This is a genomic window from Pseudoalteromonas sp. NEC-BIFX-2020_002 (genome assembly GCF_013002825.1).
Classification (GTDB): Bacteria; Pseudomonadota; Gammaproteobacteria; order Enterobacterales; family Alteromonadaceae; genus Pseudoalteromonas; species Pseudoalteromonas neustonica.
Genome location: NZ_JABEPJ010000010.1, coordinates 145,584 through 164,947, shown reverse-complemented (window position 1 = coordinate 164,947; position 19,364 = coordinate 145,584). Strand labels below are relative to the sequence as shown.

Here is a 19,364-nt window from a genome sequence, read left to right as displayed (position 1 = left end):
ATAAAAAAGCCCCTAAAGAGGGGCTATTTTAACAGAACTATTTAATTAGTCATTATTTACGCCAAGTAGCGCAAGTAGCGATGTAAATAAGTTATATACGCTTAAGTAAAGAGAGACTGTTGCGCGGATATAATTTGTTTCACCACCATTGATGATACGGCTGGTATCAAACAAAATAAAACCTGACATGATTAGCACAACTGCAGCATTTACTACCATAAACATCAAAGAACTCCCGATGAAGATGTTAACAATGCTCGCAACGATAACCACGATTAGGCCTACTGTTAAAAAACCGCCCATAAACGAAAAATCTTTTTTAGTGTTAAGTGCATACGCAGATAAACCAAAAAATATCAGGGCAGTTGAACCTAACGCTTGCATAATTAGCATAGGGCCATTTGGCATGGCTGCGTAATGGTTCAATAAAGGACCGAGGCCTGCGCCCATCAAGCCTGTAAAAGCAAACACCCATGCAACACCAGATGCACTGTCAGCTTTTTTGTTTACAACAAATAATAAACCAAATGAAATAAGTGTAAAAACGATTCCCATAAAGTAGGGAAGTTGTAATGCCATTGAAATACCAGCCGTCACAGCACTAAATGCTAATGTCATTGCCAGTAGAAAGTAAGTGTTTTTAAGCACTTTGTTTGTTTCAATGGTCGACATAACCGGTTTAGCGGTATTGTACGAGTGATTAAATGCCATTGTAGAGCTCCTTTGTGTGAAACCAGTATAGATACGATAATTAACTAAAGTTAGATTACCAAGTCTTCTATATTTGGGCAAACCTTTGTAGTTCAATAGACCAATTAAATAATATAAAAGTTCCTGTTTGCACGGTTTTTGTTCTGTCTTGATTTATTTATGCACAAATCAATTGTTTTTTAGGCACTTAAACGTTTTTTTGAAAAAAAAGCTTCACAAAGGCGATGGGCTTCTCTATTATTCAGGCCGTGCGGAGAGATGGCAGAGTGGTCGAATGCACCGGTCTTGAAAACCGGCAGGGGTTTATAGCCCCTCTAGGGTTCAAATCCCTATCTCTCCACCACCTAATTAAAATAATTACGAGTACACTTTTACTTGTAATTTATAAAGAGTTTGGAGAGATGGCAGAGTGGCCGAATGCACCGGTCTTGAAAACCGGCAGGGGTTTATAGCCCCTCTAGGGTTCAAATCCCTATCTCTCCACCATATAACAAAAAAGCCCGCTAAATTAGCGGGCTTTTTTGTGCTTAAAATTTGTTGGTCGGGCCGAAAAGTTAAAATAATTGGCTTCAATAAATTGAAGTTAGGCTGTTAGTTTCTTGTGGAATTATGATATTTTCTTATTATTGGTTATTGCTAAAGGTATATAAAATATGATGTTGTGGCTTCAAGATGACTTAGCTTCAAGAAAGTTACTTGTTTATAGAGCAATGCTATTTTCCTTGGTAACCTTATTTGTTCTATTTGTGTTTCAGCCCTTTGGCACAACTAATGATACGACGCCTTACAAGTTACTTCGTTTATCTGGCTATGGTTTAGTGACATTTTGCGCTCTCTTACTGGCAGGCGCTATTGAGATATCGTTAACTCGGCTCACTCTCAACAGCACACTGCTATTGATTATGATCCCCGCTGTATACGTTCTAATTACGGCTGTGTTTAATCATGGATACTTTGTTGTCGCAGTCTTGGGACGTTGGCATTGGCAAAATCAATTACTTTTTATTGGCTATACGTTAGCGATTGGCTTGCTGCCAATTAGTTTTATGCTGTTGGTGAATCGCCATGCAAAACAGACCGTATTAACTACAGATACTACTGAGAAGGCTTCTAGCAATCAGAGCGTTTGTAATGTGTTAGAAGGAAGTGACGTTACACCCCCTCGCTTAATTACACTTATTGGTGACAATAAAAGTGATCGGCTGACTGTTGCACCCGCGGATATAATATTTATTAAGTCGGCTGATAATTATTGTGAACTTGCTATTAAAGAAAACGAGGGTGTTTGCCATACATTGCTGCGCGTCACGTTAACTGGTTTATTAAAGCAACTCCCTGAAAATATATTTATATATCGTTGTCATCGTTCTTATGCCGTGAATTTAGAGTTAGTGATGGCCAGTAAAGGTAATGCGGGTGGCTTACAACTAACTATGCTGTCATCTGATATCGCAGTACCAGTTTCGAGAACTTATGTTGATGCAATTAAACAAGCCTTGTTGTTGGCCCCTAAAGCATGTAAACGGCCCCAAAACATTGCAATTAGTACCAGAGAATGAACTACAGCCCTAATTTATCGACTTTATAATGAGTGATTGACATGCTTGAGTTGAATTTAAAATTTCACTTAAGAAGGTCATATGAAGAATCAAATAAAAGCACTGTTACTAGTAATTACGTTTATATTCTGTCATTACGGGATGAAATATTTTTGGGGTAAAAGTTGGATACCTATTTTATCAGAGCTAGATCAACACACAGATCTTTTATTATTTCCAGCTAAATACTTGTTTATCTATGGACCATTCTTACTGATAGCAACAGTGTTATTTAAGTCGATTCGCTGGTATGAATTATTAGGTCTAAATATAAAAGACTCTCAACGCTATTTATTAGCAGCACTGGCTTGCTGTACACCTATGGTAATAGGCTATGCTTTTTTAAGTAGTGAGCTAAATATTTCTATATCAGGGGTTGTTACAGGTTCAATATATGCTGGCTTTTTTGAAGAAGTAATTTTTAGGGCTGCATTGTTCGGTATATTATTTCGTTTTTGTCGTTGGGGGTTTATCCCAGCAGCACTCATTAGTTCCATAATCTTTGGTTTGGGCCATATTTATCAAGGGCATGATGTTATTTCAGCTCTTATGGCTGTTACTATTACAACAATTGCAGGCACATGGTTTGCGTGGCTATATTGCGAATGCGGTTATCGTATTTGGTTCCCGCTATGGATGCATATTTTGATGAATGCGGCTTACGGCATATTTAGTATGTCTGGTGGGGCAGCCGGTGATTTAAAAGGTAATTTATTTAAAGCGACCGCCATTATTTTGAGTATCGTATACATCAACGTACTTATTAAAGGTGGTAAAAAGCGAGAAGTAACACTTTCTTCATTATTTAAAAACCAACCAAATAGTTCGTCTTTGTCTATTAAAACGCCCACTTATGGACTTAATGATGCTTGAATTATTTTTAGTTACTATGGTCTTTAGTTCCCCTCTAATCTTGCTAGTAATTATTAAGCATTATTTTGCTTATAAAACAACAGTTCAAAAAGAGTTGGTTTTATTACAGCAAGCAAATAGAGCAGAAGCTGTCTTAACAATGCAAAATAAATTAGCGGTTCTAATTGAAAGAATCATTGTACTTGAAAAAATAGTAACAAATAGTAATGTTGATTTATCAAGAGAGATCGAGCAGCTATAACTTTTCAGGCCGGTTATCTTTCGAGATTTAAAATGCTCTGCCTGAAGGGAAACTGCTTAGGGCGATTAGTTCATTCCCCTCCCTACACAGATGTAGACAAGGGGGGGAATGAGTTGTGCGCGGAAACTTTCCTCTATTATTGTTTATCATCACAAATTACGACCATTGTCTCTATTTCGAAGTGGTACAACATGATGCATCCTTAGTATTTATCAAGGTCTGACTTTAAGGACGTTTTATGAAACATCAACTTGCAAAAAGTGTTGGCTTATCACTACTATCGCCTGTGATTATTGGTAGCATTTTAGGCGTTTATTATGGCTTAACATTAAACGCGGATCCTATCACCACATTTATTCAGTTATTAATGAGCGCGATAGCCAATGCTCATATCGTTGGTTTAACGATGGCTGCATTTGTTGTTCCGGGATATTTACTGATGTTTAAGTATGCCAAAGTTAACTACTCGGGCGTTTTGACATTAGGTTTGTTGGGGGGGGCAATTTTTAGCTTCTTACTCAGTGCCACCGGTGGCATGGTGTTCTTAGTTAATACAGCAATGTCAGCATTGGCTGCAGGTTTATTTTTATACGGGCTACGACAAGGCGCTGCAAAACAACAATCCACGCAATAGCAGAAATATTAACCAAGCGTGCTGAAAATTAGGGCAAATTACTTTTTTTTGCCCTGAAAAGGTTTCAATTATTGGCCACAAAGAGTACCTTTAACTACTGTATGTTTGATAAGAAGTAGTTTGGTATGCAAAAGCAAGAATTTTACCAGTCATTAGTTAAACAAACTGAATCACTAATTGCTGGAGAGTCTAATGTTATTGCCAATATGGCAAATATTAGCGCGTTGTTATTTACTTCATTAAATGATGTGAATTGGGCGGGCTTTTATCTAATGGATTCTCCGTCGGAGTTGGTACTTGGCCCGTTTCAAGGTAACCCTGCATGTATCCGTATTCCCGTTGGGAAAGGTGTGTGTGGAACTGCCGCTGCAACTGCACAAACACAACTTGTTGAAGATGTACATGCATTTTCAGGCCATATAGCCTGCGATGCAGCGTCTAATTCTGAAATAGTAATACCGATCCATAAAAATGGTGAATTATTTGCTGTATTAGATATCGACAGTCCAAGTATTGCCCGGTTTGATGCTGATGATAAACAAGGCTTAGAAGCATTAGTTGCGTGTTTTGAGGCAACGATTGCATGAAAGACTTAGTAAATGTACAGGATTATCTGTTTGCCATTGCCGATGTTGGTGATTGGGAAGGGGATGAAGAGCATGTAGCTGAAACGCTAAATGATTTAATTCACATTGCATGGGAACGACTTCCTGATGAGACCGATAGTGAATTAATCGATGAAATAATTAATGGTATTTGGGAACACCTTCGAGGTGATATGGCTGTAATTGAAGCCGACTTTGAAGAGCTGGTCGACTGGGTAACACACTACGTCGATTCGTCCCTTGATGAAAAGATGTGAAAAATAGGTTCTAAAATGGAAACCACAAACAAGCTAAAAGATATTAATGAAGTGTTGGAATTTTTATATCAAGAATTCCCACAATGTTTTAAACAAAAGGACGGTATCAAACCGCTTAAAGTCGGTATCTTTAAAGATATTGCTGAGCGTATTGAAGGGTCAGAGAAGGTTAGTAAAACTCAGGTGCGTCAAGCACTTAGAAAGTACACTTCAAACTGGCGCTATTTAGAAGCCGTTACTAAGTCTGAGTTCCGCATTGACCTTGATGGTAATCAAGGTGAAAAAGTTGAACAAGAACATATCGATCATGCGCAAAAATCGCTTGAAGAAAGTCGAGCGAAAATGGCTAAACGTAAGAAGTCACAACGCCCTCGAAATGATTCAGACACAAAATCTTACAAAAAGAAACCGGGTCAATTCGCCAAAACAGGTGATAAAAACGCTAAGGTTAATAGTACCTCAGCGAAAGCTGCGCCGGCTAAACGTTCTGGTAAAATTGAACCTTTGCCAGCGAGTGAGGTCAAGGTTAATAACAAAGTTAAAGTTAAACTTGGCCAAGCCCTTGTTAATGCAATTATCACTGAAGTGAACAAAGAAGACGTTCATGTTGAGTTGGTAACAGGTATGCAAGTTAAAACCAAAGCAGACAGCCTGTACATTATTTAAGCTGTATATAAATTAAGGAGTTGTGTATGAGTCAGAAGTTTACGCTCATTCCGTTAGTCGCGGCCCTATATTCGGGTTCATTATTTGCCTCAGCTGATATAGCGGATGTTTTATCAGTCAAAGACTTACCGATACTTAAGCAGGAAAGTCAGCATAGTACGGCTAGCAAACGAGTGACAAACTTATTTACTCGTGCACATTACAAGCCAATTCGGTTTGATGACGCACTTTCTAGCAAAGTGTTTGATCGTTATATTGAATCCCTTGATTTTAATAAAAGCGTCTTTTTGGCTGCGGATATTGCATCTTTTGAGCAATACCGCAACCAATTTGATAGCGCATTGCCAACAGGTAAACTCGATTTCACGTTTGATATTTTTAACTTAAGTATGAAGCGTCGTTTTGAGCGTTATGACTACTCGTTAAGTTTGCTTGAAAAAGAAATGACCTTCGATAAAGAAGATGAATATTTCTTTGACCGTGAAGAAAGCGAGTGGGCCAAAACTCAAGCTGAGCTTGATGAGCTTTGGCGTGAACGTGTGAAGTATGACGCTCTACGTTTAAAAATGACGGGTAAAGATTGGACCGGAATTAAAGAGGTATTGACAAAGCGTTACCACAATGCACAAAAACGATTAGTTCAAACTAACAGTGAAGATGCATTTCAGATTGTTATGAACTCGTTTGCACGCAGCATAGAAGCGCATACATCTTATTTATCTCCACGCAGAGCCGAACAGTTTAAGATGGATATGGACCTTGAACTTGAGGGCATAGGTGCGGTGCTGAGTTATGACGAAGACTATACCGTTATTCGCAGTTTAGTCCCTGGTGGGCCTGCAGATAAATCTGAACAAATTAAAGCTGATGACCGTGTAATTGGTGTTGCCCAAGATGGCGAAGAATTTGTTGATATAATTGGCTGGCGTTTAGATGACGTAGTTGATTTGATAAAAGGTCCAAAAGGGACAAAAGTAAGACTACAGTACTTAAAAGGCGCGGACGCACATGGCACGCCTAAAGTGGTTGAAATCATCCGAGACAAAATTCGTTTGGAAGACCGAGCGGCTAAATCAGAGGTATTCGAAGCAAAATACTCAGACTTAACAAGTAAAATAGGCGTTATTGAAATCCCGGGATTTTATAATAACCTCTCTAAAGACGTAAAAGTTGAGCTTGCTAAATTAAAAGAAGCAAAAGTTGATGGCATAATTATTGACTTACGCCAAAATGGCGGTGGTTCTTTGTATGAGGCCACACAATTATCTGGTTTGTTTTTTGATCAAGGCCCTGTAGTCCAGATCCATACATTAAATAATAGAATAGAAGAACAAAAAGATCGTGACGGTGTTACGTTTTATAATGGCCCGTTAACGGTATTGGTTGATCGCTATAGTGCTTCTGCCTCTGAGATTTTTGCTGCCGCAATGCAAGATTATGGTCGTGCAGTGGTCATCGGTGAACAAACGTTTGGCAAAGGGACTGTACAACAGCATAAAGGCTTAGGCAGAGCCTATGATTTATATGAAAATCCACTTGGTAGTGTGCAGTATACAATTGCTAAGTTTTATCGCATAAATGGTGGAAGTACACAGCATAAAGGTGTCATTCCTGATATATCATTTCCATCAGCTATAGATCCTGCTGAGTGGGGGGAGAGCCAAGAAGATAATGCACTCCCGTGGGATAGCATCATTAGAGCGAGATATAATTCGGTTGATAATTTGCAACCGGCGATAACTTACTTAAGTAAGGCTCATGCTGAACGTATAAAAACGGAACCTGAATTTAACTACGTTTACCAAGATATTACACGCTACAAAGAAGAGAAAGATCGTAAAACAATTTCGCTTGTTGAAGCAAAGCGTATTAAAGAAAAGGATGAAGGTGAAGCGCGGGCATTAGCACGTACTAATGAACGTCTTGTTCGCCTAGGTGTAAAACCTGTTGAGAACTTAGATGATATACCAGACGTTTTAGACGATTTAGACCCTTTCTTGGAAGAAGCAGCATTAATTACACAAGATTATATTAAATTTGGCCGCTTAGTTAAAAAGTAAATGGTTTTATTAACTAATAAAAAAGGCGCTTTAGCGCCTTTTTTGCTACCTAAAGCGTCTGATATTGCTATAATTGATGATTAAACGCTGATAAACCTAAGCGTCCTAGTTTCGCTAGATAATCTGTCCGCGCTAAAAATAATAATTAAACACGTACTTAAATACGTGTAGGAGTCTCTATTTTGAAGTCACAAGAAGAAAAACCTATTGCTCAGGCTAGCTTTTTTGATGCCTTAATCCCAATTTCAGTATTGATATGTTTATTAGGTGCTGCAGTGTATTTATTTGGCGATAGCTCGTCATCAGGCCCTAATCAAATTGCTCTGCTATTTGCTACTTTTACAGCTGCACTTATAGGCCTTAAAAATGGCTACACGTGGAAAAAACTAGAGCAGGCGATGATTGAAGGGATCACACTCTCCCTCGGCGCTATTTTAATTTTATTAATGGTAGGTGCGTTAATAGGTACGTGGTTGTTGTCAGGCACTGTTCCAACGTTAATCTATTATGGTTTGCAAGTAATCAACCCGAGTTGGTTTTATGCTGCGAGTTGCTTGATTTGTGGCATTGTTGCGATGAGCATTGGTAGCTCGTGGACAACAGCTGCGACCATAGGTGTTGCATTATTAGGTGTTGCTACTGGTTTAGGGCTTGAACAAACAGTTACAGCAGGCGCTGTTATTTCTGGTGCTTATTTTGGTGATAAATTAAGTCCGCTTTCAGAAACGACCAATTTAGCCCCAGCGGTTGTTGGTGCTGATTTATTTGAACATATTCACCATATGTTATGGACCACAGTCCCTAGCTTTATAATTGCGTTAGTTATTTTTATTTTTATGGGCTTTAATGCAACAGCCTCAAGTGAAGCAGGGCGTATTGATGAAATAACGCGAATACTTGAACAAAATTTTAATATTGGCTTAGAAATGCTTGTGCCTTTGATTGTTTTACTCGTTTTAGCAATTAGGAAAATGCCTGCATTTCCTGCTATCTCTATTGGTGCTGTAATTGGTGCTGTATGGGCGATGATTTTTCAATCTGACTTAATCGCAAACCAAATTGATGGCTCACAAGGTCAGTTAGTAGGTTACTTCAAATTAGTTTGGACTACTTTTTTTGATGGTTTTAGTATTTTAACCGGCGATGAAAAGATGGATTCATTACTAAGTGGCGGGGGGATGTCAGGCATGCTAACAACTACTTGGTTAATTATGACTGCGCTCATGTTTGGTGCCATCATGGAAAAAACAGGACTACTTGATATATTTGTTAAAAGTATTCTAAAAATAGCAAAAAGCACAGGCTCACTTATTACAGCAACGATTGCGACGTGTATCGGTACAAATGTTATTGCTGCAGATCAGTATATTGCTATTGTTGTACCAGGACGTATGTTTAAAGAAGAGTACGAAAAACGTGGATTAAAGCCTGTTAATTTATCTCGTACATTAGAAGATGGTGGAACAATTACAAGCCCGCTTATTCCTTGGAATACCTGTGGGGCATATATGCAAAGTGTGTTATTGATCAATCCGTTTGATTATGCGCTTTATGCATTCTTTAATCTTATTAATCCATTTTTAGCTGTTGTGTATGCCTATTTAGGCATCAAAATATTACGTATTAAACCAAAACAACAGGCATAAATTCTATGCTCCTCTGATAAAGAGGAGCCTTTTTGGAGGTTCATTATGACCGCGTCAAAAAAACCACAAGCACACTACCTTAAAGATTACCAAGCCCCTGTTTTTAGCGTTGAACATATAGATTTAACGTTTGATCTAGCGCCTTTAAAAACTCAAGTTAGCTCACTGCTGACCCTTAAAAGATTAACAGCAGAAAACGACGATTTAGTTTTAGATGGTATAGACCTAACACTACTTTCAGTAACTGTTGATGGGCACGCTTATACTGATTTTCGCGAAGCGGATGAGCAGCTAATCATTAGCAACTTACCGTCGCAATGCCGTTTAGGTATAGTGAACGAGATATCGCCGCAGACAAACACATCTTTAGAAGGTTTATATCTTTCAGGTGGTGCCTATTGTACGCAATGTGAAGCACAAGGTTTTAGAAAAATAACTTACTACCTTGATCGCCCTGATGTACTTGCTAGTTTTGATGTGACGATTATTGCAGACACTCAGTTCACTCATTTATTATCTAATGGTAATAAATTAGATGAAGGTAAACTAGATAATGGTCGCCACTTTGCTAAATGGCAAGACCCATTTAAAAAACCAAGCTATTTATTTGCACTCGTTGCAGGTGATTTTGATGTTTTAGAAGATACCTTTGTAACGCATAGCGGTCGCAGTATTGATTTAGCATTATTTGTTGATAAGGGTAATTTACCAAAAACGCCACATGCAATGACATCACTTAAAAAATCAATGCAGTGGGATGAAGAGCGTTTTAATCTTGAATATGATTTAGATATTTATATGATTGTTGCCGTTGATTTTTTCAATATGGGGGCAATGGAGAATAAAGGCTTAAACATCTTTAATTCTAAATGCGTTTTAGCAAACCAAGAAACCGCCACGGATAAAGATTATCACACGATAGAGTCAATTGTTGGCCACGAATATTTTCATAACTGGACAGGGAATCGCGTGACCTGTCGTGATTGGTTTCAATTGTCTTTAAAAGAAGGCTTAACAGTATTTCGTGATCAAGAATTTAGCAGTGACTTAGGTTCTCGTGCACTTAATCGTATTGATGCTGTGAAAGTAATGCGTACACACCAGTTTAGTGAAGATGCAGGCCCTATGGCTCACCCAATTCGTCCAGAACAAGTGATTGAAATGAATAATTTCTACACAGTAACGGTATACGATAAAGGAGCTGAAGTGATCCGTATGATGCATACATTACTGGGAGAAGAAAAATTCCAACAAGGGATGACTCTTTATTTTGAGCGCCACGATGGACAAGCGGTGACCTGTGATGACTTTGTTGGAGCGATGAGCGATGCTTCAAATATTGATTTAAAACAGTTTAAGCGCTGGTATAGCCAAGCAGGCACACCGCGTTTGGTTGTTAAGCAAGATTATAATGAAGAACTAGGTGTTTTTACATTAAATATTGAACAACTCACACCTCTAAATCAACCCAATAATACAGAACTGCATATTCCATTTGCAATAGAATTACTTGATCCGCAGGGGGACTCAATTACTTTAGGTTTCCAAGGGAAACCAGTCAGCCATGTATTAAATGTCACAAGCAAACAGCAATGCTTTAGTTTTGATGGTTTAACTGCAAAGCCAGTTGCAGTCTTGCTGGAAGATTTTTCAGCACCTTGTATTGTTGAAAAGTACAATACAGAAACAGAACTACTGCATATTATGCAGTTCGCACGCAGTGATTTTTCGCGTTGGGATGCGCAGCAGCAACTGTTTATATCGGCCGTTAAAGAAGCTATTTCAAACCCAGCAGATAACACGCTCAGTGTACCTATTATAGCGGCATTACAGAACCTATTAGGCAAGCGTGATGGTGATCTTGCATTGACTGCTGAATTACTTAAGCTCCCTAGCTTTGATACCCTAGCGGCAGAGTTTGATGTGATCCCTGTAGATACAATTATCAGTATCACAGAGCAATTTGAACGACAAATAGCAGAGCATCTATGTAATGAGTTTCTTGATTGTTATGCAAGCTTAATAGACGACGGTACCGTGAGTTCTTCAGCTGTTGCGACACGCGCATTAAAAAGTATATGCTTGCATTACTTGGCTAAAATTACTGATCCAGCCATCGCAAATCTGCTTAATAACGCAGCGGCTTCATCGAACATGACAAATGTATTAGCAGCTCTAAGCGCTGTTGTAAAAGCAGATAATCCATTATCAGTAGAGTTACTAGAGCAATTTGACAGCCATTGGCGCCATGATGTGCTGGTGATGGATAAGTGGTTTGCTTTGCAAGCAATGCAATGTGGCGATGATGCGATTGATAAAATAAAAAACCTTTATGAACACCCATGTTTTGATTTTTCAAATCCGAATCGTGTGCGGGCATTAGTTGGTAGCTTTAGTCACTTCAATACCGCACAATTTCATAGAAAAGATGGTTTAGGTTATCAATTACTAGGCGATTTATTGGTTAAACTCAATGCTATTAATCCGCAAAATGCCTCTCGTATGTTGACGCCATTTATGTCTTGGCGTCGTTATGATGAACAGCGTTCAAGTGCAATGAAAGCACAGTTACAACGTTTGGCTTTACTTGATGATTTAAGTGATGATTTATTTGAAAAAGTAGATAAAGCACTGCAATAAATTATGATCGAATATTACTTTTTATTAAACCTTACCTATATACAATGTATGGATTATTACGAAGGTAAGTATACCTCGGTGCAAGTACAAGAAGATGGCGGTAAAAAAGTACGTTTTGCTGCCCATCATTTACGCCCGTTTATTTCTTCTTTAGGAGTGAGAGGGCGGTTTAGACTTTTATTAACAGTTGAACATAAATTTATACGTTTAGAGCGCATTGGCTAAGATGGATAAAAAAAAATTATTTGGTTTATATTATATTTTTGTTAAATCAATTTGTCCTATTGTTAATTTACGTGTATAAATTATCTGGTAGGACGTCTTACCATTGCGTAAACGCCAACTAAACTGAAAAATTATGACCGATTGAACGCGTTCTATTTGTAATTTCTTTATTTCGCTTCTATCGTTACGACTACACTAAAAACAATAACTTGATCACAAAATGACCCGCGAAAGGGGGAACACACAATGATAAGAAGATCGCTATTTGTTAAAAATAAAATCGTTATGGGCCTAGCTGCTGCAACTTTAGGTTTATCAACGGGCGTAGCACACGCTGCCAACTTTGAAGTTGGCGGTTTTGATGTAACGTTTGATTCAAACTTTTCTTATGGCCAAAGTATTCGCGTAGAAGACCGCGATTTTTCTTTGATCGGTAAAAGTAATAATCCAGCTTTCGATTGGACGGGTTATAACCCTTCAGTTGGGAACACTGTTTATTCTGGGCAAGATGTCTGGGCTCAGCCAGGCGCATATTCGAACAATGGTGATGCGGGGGACTTAAATTTCGATAGCGGTGATTCGTTTTCTAAATTGCTCAAGGGTACGCATGACCTTTCTATAAATAAAGATAACTTTGGCTTGTTTACACGCTTTATGTATTTTTATGATTTTGAACTTATGGATGGTGAGCGAGCTTATAAGAACCCAACTTCGGGTAAAGCAGCTGATCCATGCGATGACGCAGATACTAAAAAGCAAGTGTGTGCTGATATACGCTTACTTGATGCTTTTGTTTGGGCAGATTTCGACTTGAATGACGGCAATAACCCATTGTCTATTCGTTTAGGTCAACAAGTAGTTAACTGGGGTGAAAGTACATTAATCTCCCATGGTATCAATGTTAACCCTGTCGATATCGATCGCTTGAAAGCACCCGGTGCGGAGCTAAAAGAAGCGTTTATTCCGGTAGGAATGTTATGGGCTTCACTGGGGATCACTGATAATATTAATCTTGAAGCCTTTTACCAATATGACTGGCATGAAACACGTTTACCTGCTGCAGGTAGTTATTTTTCAACAAATGATTTTGCATCAGAAAATGGCTATCAGCAGAATGTCCAGTTAGGATTCACTGCGAATCCTGATATTGACTTGGCATTTTTGACTCAAAGTTTAAATAATCTAGACGATATTGTAAGCTCTCAAGGTGTTGACCCAACGAGTGCACAAGGTCAGGCTATGATGAGCCAAATGTATATGGCTTACCCTACAAAAGTTGCACTTAAAGGAAAAGGCAGTGCGGGTAAAATTGAACCAGATAACGGTGGGCAATATGGTCTTCGTTTAGGGATGTTTTTACCTGAACTGAATGATACCGAGGTTGCGCTTTATCATATAAATTACCACAGCCGCCGCCCTTTAATTTCTGGTAAAGTATCTAACTTCTCAGCGCCAGCAATCGGCCAAGATATTGCGATGATATTGTCATCAGAGATCACGGAAGATAACATCACTCAACTTAATGCATTTACTCAAGGTATTTTAGAATACCCTGAAGATATTAAACTATATGGTTTAAGCTTTAATACGTCGCTTGGTGAAACCGCATTTGCTGGTGAATTTGCATTTCGTCAAGACGAACCATTGCAAATTGATGATGTAGAGCTGCTTTATGCCGGTATGCCTGAACAGTTAGCTGCAGCAGGTTTAAGACCTGATTTAGAACGTATATCTCAGGTGCCAGGCAATGCAAAAACAACACTTGCTGATGGAACTATTGTTAGTAGTGCGGTTGCACCAGGTCAAGTCGCTGCAGGCTATATTTTACGTAATACAGCGCAACTTCAATTTACAGCAACACATTTATTTGGTCCTTCTTTAGGCGCTGATAGTTGGGCTGTTGTAGGTGAAATAGGTGGCGTGCGTATAAACGATTTACCTGATTATAATGAATTACGTTTAAATGTTTCGGGTACTGGTCGAAGTGGTGTTATTTCTGGTCCTAATGCTGATGATTATTCGACTTTACACTTGGGATTATCAAATGGCCCCGAAACTAACTCATTTCCGACCGCATCTGCTTGGGGTTATCGTTTAATTGCAAAGGGTGATTACTATAACTTCTTCAAAGGCGTTAACTTTTCACCGCGCATTGTGTTTTCTCACGATGTAAATGGTATTACACCAGATCCTATGTTCTTGTTTATTGAAGACCGTAAGTCATTAGGTGTTACTGCCAACTTTAACTACCAAAATGCGTGGTCGTTTGATTTCAGCTACAACTCCTTCTGGGGTGGTGGTCAAACAAATACTTTCTCTGATCGCGATTTTGTTTCTTTCAATATTAAATATTCAATTTAAGGGTATCATGATGATAAAAAAACCTACCCTCATTGCGTTTGCACTATGTAGTTTATTTTCAACTACTGCTGCAGTCGCTAAAATGACAAGTGAAGAAGTCGCGCGTTTAGGTGCAGATCTAACACCATTGGGCGCTGAAAAAGCTGGCAATGCTGATGGTTCAATCCCAGCTTGGACGGGTGGTATTACCAAAGCACCTGCAGGTTATACGCCTGGTATGCACCATCCAGATCCTTTTGCTGATGATAAAGTACTTTTCACGATTGATAAATCGAACATCGCGAAATACAAAGAAAACCTAAGTCCTGGCCAAGTTGCACTTTTTGAAGCGTATCCAGATACGTTTAAAATGAACATTTACAAAACTCATCGCAGTGCGTCGAACCCGCAATTTGTTTATGATGCAACGAAACAGTACGCGCCTGTTGCTGAGTTAATTGAAGATGGGAATGGGATTAAAAATACTGCGATTGGTATTCCTTTTCCAATTCCAAAAACAGGCTTAGAAGCCATTTGGAATCATCTTTTACGTTATCGCGGTATGTCGGTAGAACGCTTTGGTGGTCAAGCAGCACCAACAGCCTCAGGCTCTTACAACATGGTTGGCTTTGACGAACAGCTATTAGTTAAGTATTCAGATCCAAAAGCGACGCCGGCAGAGCTGCAAGAGTCAAATATTTTGTTTAAGTTTAAGCAAAAGGTTACTCAGCCAGCCCGTTTAGCGGGGACTGCGTTACTAGTACATGAAACGATGGACCAAATATTAACGCCACGTCAAGCATGGACTTATAATACAGGCCAACGTCGTGTTCGTCGTGCGCCAAATGTAGCCTATGATGCACCAGGAACCGCAGCTGATAGCTTACGCACAACTGATGATTTTGATATGTTTAACGGTTCACCAAATCGTTACACATGGACATTGAAAGGTAAGCAAGAGCTATATATTCCCTATAATAGCTATAAGCTTCACAGTGATAAGTTAGAATATGATGATATTTTGATGGCTGGTCATATTAATCCTGAACATGTTCGTTATGAAAAACACAGAGTATGGGTTGTTGAAGCAAATTTGAAAGCTGATACACGCCACACTTATAAAAAGCGTGTGTTTTATATTGATGAAGATAGCTGGCAAGTACATGTAACTGATATTTACGATAATCGTGATCAAATGTATCGTGTAGCAATGGCGCATGGTATCAATTACTATGATGCACTTACAAATTGGAGTACGCTTGACGTATACCATGATTTAAATTCACGTCGTTATTTAGCGATTGGTTTAGACAACCAAGAGAAAATGTATGATTTCTCACAATCGTTTAATGACAACGAATTTACATCAAACGCTTTACGCCGCGAAGGCCGTTAATAAAACAGGCACCTAATATCGGTTAGGTGCCTTTTCTATCAAATCGCGTTTGTCTTCGTGACACGTACTAGAACACCCAATTGCTAGTTTTATTAGACAAACACAGTCTCCTCAAGGCGATTTAAATTTATGAAGTATTTGCTTTTTGCAGGTTTTAGTTCCCTCGCTTGTTTTACTGCCCATTCATTAGCGGCTGATCCGCTTTACGCTATTAGTGCAATTAAAGCTGATAAAACGCTCCTTACAGATATTGAGTTCAATGGTGATCAATTAGTCGCTGTTGGTAAACACGGAACAGTCATAACGAGTCCAGACGCCAAAAATTGGGAGCAGGCTAACGTACCAACACAAGTCTTACTCACTGCGGTCAATTTTGTCGATACTCAAAATGGTTGGGCTTGTGGGCATGATGCGACCATTATAAATACAGATAATGGGGGTAATGATTGGCAGCTTCAATATAGTAATGCGACATTAGATAAACCATGCCTCGATATATTGTTTAAAGATGCGCAGCATGGTTTTGCTGTAGGCGCCTATGGTATGTTTTATGAAACACATGATGGCGGAAAGCAATGGCAGAAACGCTTTTTAGATACATTATTATTTGAAGATGATCGTGATTACTTGAATGATCTAAAAGAATCGGATCCACAGGCTTATGAAGCTGAAACCGCTTCAATTTTACCGCATTTTAATCGTATTGTTGCCACTAATGAAAAGCTTGTTTTAGTAGGAGAGATGGGTCTACTTGCTCATAGCCTTGATAATGGTCAAACTTGGCAACGCGATGATGAAATTTATCCAGGGTCTTTCTTTGCTTATGGCATTAATGAACAAAACGAAGAGTTAGTTGCAGGATTGCGTGGCAATATATTTAGCCGTCATGGGGATGTAATGTGGCAGCCTATCGAAAATATTAAAACGGCTACAGTTAATAGTATTATCCATGATGATAAGGGTAACTGGTTGTTATTGGCTAATAGTGGTGTCATTTTTCATTATAAAGACAGCCAGTTACAAGTAGAACAATTGCCGGATGGTAAAGCCATTTTAGATGCCGTGATTTTTGAGCAACAATTAGTTATGGCCTCAGAAAATGGTATTAAAGTGAAGAGGATAACTCCGTAATGCACAGTATTTTAGATTTTTTAGAGAAGGCCGTTTTTCGTCACCGTTTGGTTATGCTTATCAGCTTTATTTTGATAACGTGCTTTTTAGCTTTCAAAGCGACTAACATCCAATTAGATGCCTCATTTAATAAAAATATACCGCTTAATCACGACTATATGAAAGTGTATACCAAACATGAAAAACAGTTTGGTGGAGCAAATAGTATTTTAATTTCTGTATGTGATGATAGCGGTAATATATTTAACCCTGAATTTTTTACGCAGTTAAAAGCAGTGCATGATCAGCTTTATTTTATACCGGGAATTAATCGACCTCTAGTAAACTCAATTTTTTCACCAAGTGCTCGTTTTGTTGAAGTTGTTGAAGATGGTTTTGCAGGCGGGCCAATTATCCCTGCAAATTTCAAAGCAGATGAGCGTGGGCTGGCAGTTGTAAAAGAAAATATTGAGAAGGCTAAAGTTGTAGGTCGTATGATCGCATCCGATTACTCATGTGCAATGGTGAGTGCTCAACTATTGGAAACTGATCCGCAAACTCAAGAAAAATTGGATACCCTGGCATTCGCTCAAAAATTAGAAACTGAAATTCGTCAACCGCTAAGCACTGAAACTGTCAGCATTCATATAATTGGCTTTGCTAAAATGGCTGGCGATATTGCTGAAGGTGCTAAAGGTGTTGTTTTATTCTTTGCAATCGCAATCGCCTTTACTTTCATCATGGTTTGGTTATTTTGTGGTAGCTTAAAGCTCACAATACTTCCGATTGCATGTTCAATTATTGCGGTGATTTGGCAATTAGGGATTTTATCTAGCCTTGGTTTTGGTCTTGATCCAATGTCTATTTTAGTACCATTTTTGGTTTTCGCTATTGGTGTTAGTCATGGCGTGCAAATGATTAATGCGATTGGTAAAAAGGTACTCGAAGGTGCGAGCACACGTTTATGTTGTCAATCAAGTTTTCGCTCCTTGTTAGTTCCTGGTGGGATTGCACTGCTTTCAGATACTGTTGGCTTTTTAACGCTTCTCACTATTGATATTGGTATTATCCGCGAGTTAGCTATAACAGCAAGTTTAGGTGTTGCAGTCATTATTTTCACTAATTTAATCTTACTGCCTGTTTGGGCATCCTATATGCATTTTGAAAACTCAGTTAAAATTCAAAAAGGTAATACAAATAAACCAAACATACTTGACTCAATTCGTGAGGTTTTAGTAAAAGCGACAGATCCAAAGTGGGCTAAGCTTATTATTGTATTTACCTTGGTATTATTTGCATTGGGTTACTGGCAAGCAGATAAAATGCGTATTGGCGATTTACATGCAGGTGCACCTTCGCTTCATCAAGATGCACGTTACAACCAAGACACCTTCTTAATATCGGATAAATACACTATTTCGTCTGACATATTAAAAGTGTTAGTTGAGGCCTATCCAGCAGCATGTACAGAGCATGATGTGATGGAGCGTATTAGTCGCTTTCAGTATAAAGTTGAAAATCTGGCAGGTGTCCAGTCAGCTGTAAGCTTGAGTTCAGTCGCTCAATCAGTTAATGCAGGTTACAACGAAGGTAATCTTAAATGGCAAACATTGCCTCGCAATACAGCTAGCTTAGTCCAGTCTACGGCTCGTGTTGAAACCAGTACAGGGTTATTAAACGGGGATTGCTCTGTCATGCCTGTAATCATCTTTTTAGATGACCATAAAGCAGAGACTATTGATAATGTAATTGCAAGTGTGAAGCAGTTTGCCATTGAGGAGCAAACAGATACCTTACAATTCAAATTGGCATCTGGGCCTGTTGGTGTAATGGCGGCAACGAATGAGTCGGTTTCAGCTGCTCAATTGCCTATGATGCTTTATGTTTATGGCGCGGTTATCATTTTATGCTTGATAAGCTTTAAAAGTGTTAAAGCTACTATTGCTGTTGTACTTCCGTTATATATTGTATCAACCCTTGCACAAGCCCTAATGGTGCAATTAGAAATAGGGTTGACCGTTTCAACATTGCCTGTGATCGCGTTAGGAGTGGGTATAGGTGTTGATTACGGAATTTATATTTTGTCCTCGATGATGGGCCAATTAAAGCAGGGGGTTGCGTTACCTATTGCGTATCGAAATGCACTAGTTGAACGTGGCAGCGCTGTTTTATTTACAGGTATTACACTTGCAATTGGTGTGAGCACATGGATTTTCTCTGATTTGAAGTTTCAGGTGGATATGGGAATTTTGTTAACCTTTATGTTTTTGGTCAATATGCTAGGTGCAGTACTGCTTTTACCTGCAATAGGTAGTTTACTCTGGACTGACCAGAAAAAATAATGTGAATAATTGTGCTTCTA

At 38.8% G+C, this 19,364-nt stretch carries 16 protein-coding genes and 2 tRNA genes; 17 read left to right on the top strand and 1 reads right to left on the bottom strand.

Annotated features, from left to right (window positions below; translation table 11 throughout):
* Positions 1–45: 45 nt before the first annotated feature.
* A complete protein-coding gene (locus tag HJP15_RS12930; RefSeq protein ID WP_054204747.1) occupies positions 46–711 on the bottom strand; it encodes a Bax inhibitor-1/YccA family protein in 666 nt (221 codons plus the stop codon).
* A 252-nt stretch (positions 712–963) separates the two neighbouring features.
* On the opposite strand from HJP15_RS12930, the gene HJP15_RS12925 reads away from it, so the two are divergent.
* The 17 genes from HJP15_RS12925 (at position 964) to HJP15_RS12845 (ending at position 19,344) form a co-directional block, all read left to right on the top strand.
* A tRNA-Ser gene (locus HJP15_RS12925) sits at positions 964–1,054 on the top strand.
* 52 nt (positions 1,055–1,106) lie between these two features.
* Positions 1,107–1,197: transfer RNA gene (locus HJP15_RS12920), tRNA-Ser, on the top strand.
* A gap of 167 nt (positions 1,198–1,364) precedes the next feature.
* Positions 1,365–2,270, top strand: a complete 906-nt coding sequence (locus HJP15_RS12915; protein ID WP_054453078.1) for a LytTR family DNA-binding domain-containing protein — start codon at positions 1,365–1,367, stop codon at positions 2,268–2,270.
* A gap of 81 nt (positions 2,271–2,351) precedes the next feature.
* Complete coding sequence (locus HJP15_RS12910) at positions 2,352–3,182, top strand: CPBP family intramembrane glutamic endopeptidase (RefSeq protein ID WP_054453077.1); 831 nt, start codon at positions 2,352–2,354, stop codon at positions 3,180–3,182.
* Positions 3,172–3,423 (top strand): hypothetical protein, encoded by a 252-nt coding sequence (locus tag HJP15_RS12905; RefSeq protein WP_231659007.1) that lies wholly within the window; start codon positions 3,172–3,174, stop codon positions 3,421–3,423. Before HJP15_RS12910 ends, HJP15_RS12905 begins: the two co-directional genes overlap by 11 nt.
* A 238-nt stretch (positions 3,424–3,661) precedes the next feature.
* A complete protein-coding gene (locus HJP15_RS12900; RefSeq protein ID WP_054204743.1) occupies positions 3,662–4,057 on the top strand; it encodes a hypothetical protein in 396 nt (131 codons plus the stop codon).
* Between the two features lie 125 nt (positions 4,058–4,182).
* Positions 4,183–4,644 carry a free L-methionine (R)-S-oxide reductase MsrC gene (gene msrC / locus HJP15_RS12895; protein WP_054204742.1) on the top strand — a complete coding sequence of 154 codons (462 nt, stop codon included), beginning with the start codon at positions 4,183–4,185 and terminating at the stop codon, positions 4,642–4,644.
* Entirely contained in the window at positions 4,641–4,919 is a 279-nt protein-coding gene (locus HJP15_RS12890) for a hypothetical protein (RefSeq protein WP_054204741.1), read from the top strand. The genes msrC and HJP15_RS12890 overlap by 4 nt, the downstream gene beginning before the upstream one ends.
* Positions 4,920–4,934: 15 nt before the next feature.
* Complete coding sequence (gene proQ, locus HJP15_RS12885; RefSeq protein ID WP_170173940.1) at positions 4,935–5,585, top strand: RNA chaperone ProQ; 651 nt, start codon at positions 4,935–4,937, stop codon at positions 5,583–5,585.
* Between the two features lie 26 nt (positions 5,586–5,611).
* Positions 5,612–7,645, top strand: coding sequence for a carboxy terminal-processing peptidase (prc, locus tag HJP15_RS12880; RefSeq protein ID WP_170173939.1), 2,034 nt, complete (start codon positions 5,612–5,614; stop codon positions 7,643–7,645).
* A 182-nt stretch (positions 7,646–7,827) separates the two neighbouring features.
* The gene (gene nhaC / locus HJP15_RS12875) at positions 7,828–9,291 is read left to right on the top strand and encodes a Na+/H+ antiporter NhaC (RefSeq protein WP_170173938.1); all 1,464 of its coding nucleotides are present in this window, start codon (positions 7,828–7,830) and stop codon (positions 9,289–9,291) included.
* 45 nt (positions 9,292–9,336) lie between these two features.
* On the top strand, positions 9,337–11,931 hold the full coding sequence (gene pepN / locus HJP15_RS12870) for an aminopeptidase N (RefSeq protein WP_170173937.1): 2,595 nt from the start codon (positions 9,337–9,339) through the stop codon (positions 11,929–11,931).
* 3 nt (positions 11,932–11,934) lie between these two features.
* Positions 11,935–12,156: a DUF2835 family protein gene (locus tag HJP15_RS12865; protein ID WP_054204736.1), complete on the top strand. Its 222-nt coding sequence runs from the start codon at positions 11,935–11,937 to the stop codon at positions 12,154–12,156.
* A 246-nt stretch (positions 12,157–12,402) separates the two neighbouring features.
* Positions 12,403–14,517, top strand: coding sequence for a DUF1302 domain-containing protein (locus tag HJP15_RS12860; protein ID WP_054204735.1), 2,115 nt, complete (start codon positions 12,403–12,405; stop codon positions 14,515–14,517).
* Between the two features lie 10 nt (positions 14,518–14,527).
* Positions 14,528–15,892, top strand: a complete 1,365-nt coding sequence (locus HJP15_RS12855) for a DUF1329 domain-containing protein (protein WP_170173955.1) — start codon at positions 14,528–14,530, stop codon at positions 15,890–15,892.
* A gap of 129 nt (positions 15,893–16,021) precedes the next feature.
* The gene (locus tag HJP15_RS12850; protein WP_054204733.1) at positions 16,022–17,023 is read left to right on the top strand and encodes a WD40/YVTN/BNR-like repeat-containing protein; all 1,002 of its coding nucleotides are present in this window, start codon (positions 16,022–16,024) and stop codon (positions 17,021–17,023) included.
* The gene (locus HJP15_RS12845) at positions 17,023–19,344 is read left to right on the top strand and encodes an efflux RND transporter permease subunit (protein ID WP_054204732.1); all 2,322 of its coding nucleotides are present in this window, start codon (positions 17,023–17,025) and stop codon (positions 19,342–19,344) included. Before HJP15_RS12850 ends, HJP15_RS12845 begins: the two co-directional genes overlap by 1 nt.
* Positions 19,345–19,364 lie beyond the last annotated feature (20 nt).

Bases quoted from the DNA above. Each gene is read 5' to 3' on its own strand.
- proQ (WP_170173940.1), top strand. From the start codon at position 4,935: ATGGAAACCACAAACAAGCTAAAAGATATTAATGAAGTGTTGGAATTT.
- HJP15_RS12915 (WP_054453078.1), top strand. From the start codon at position 1,365: ATGATGTTGTGGCTTCAAGATGACTTAGCTTCAAGAAAGTTACTTGTT.
- pepN (WP_170173937.1), top strand. From the start codon at position 9,337: ATGACCGCGTCAAAAAAACCACAAGCACACTACCTTAAAGATTACCAA.
- HJP15_RS12850 (WP_054204733.1), top strand. From the start codon at position 16,022: ATGAAGTATTTGCTTTTTGCAGGTTTTAGTTCCCTCGCTTGTTTTACT.
- HJP15_RS12865 (WP_054204736.1), top strand. From the start codon at position 11,935: ATGATCGAATATTACTTTTTATTAAACCTTACCTATATACAATGTATG.
- HJP15_RS12860 (WP_054204735.1), top strand. From the start codon at position 12,403: ATGATAAGAAGATCGCTATTTGTTAAAAATAAAATCGTTATGGGCCTA.
- HJP15_RS12845 (WP_054204732.1), top strand. From the start codon at position 17,023: ATGCACAGTATTTTAGATTTTTTAGAGAAGGCCGTTTTTCGTCACCGT.
- HJP15_RS12855 (WP_170173955.1), top strand. From the start codon at position 14,528: ATGATAAAAAAACCTACCCTCATTGCGTTTGCACTATGTAGTTTATTT.
- HJP15_RS12910 (WP_054453077.1), top strand. From the start codon at position 2,352: ATGAAGAATCAAATAAAAGCACTGTTACTAGTAATTACGTTTATATTC.
- msrC (WP_054204742.1), top strand. From the start codon at position 4,183: ATGCAAAAGCAAGAATTTTACCAGTCATTAGTTAAACAAACTGAATCA.
- HJP15_RS12905 (WP_231659007.1), top strand. From the start codon at position 3,172: ATGATGCTTGAATTATTTTTAGTTACTATGGTCTTTAGTTCCCCTCTA.
- HJP15_RS12890 (WP_054204741.1), top strand. From the start codon at position 4,641: ATGAAAGACTTAGTAAATGTACAGGATTATCTGTTTGCCATTGCCGAT.
- HJP15_RS12930 (WP_054204747.1), bottom strand. From the start codon at position 711: ATGGCATTTAATCACTCGTACAATACCGCTAAACCGGTTATGTCGACC.
- HJP15_RS12900 (WP_054204743.1), top strand. From the start codon at position 3,662: ATGAAACATCAACTTGCAAAAAGTGTTGGCTTATCACTACTATCGCCT.
- prc (WP_170173939.1), top strand. From the start codon at position 5,612: ATGAGTCAGAAGTTTACGCTCATTCCGTTAGTCGCGGCCCTATATTCG.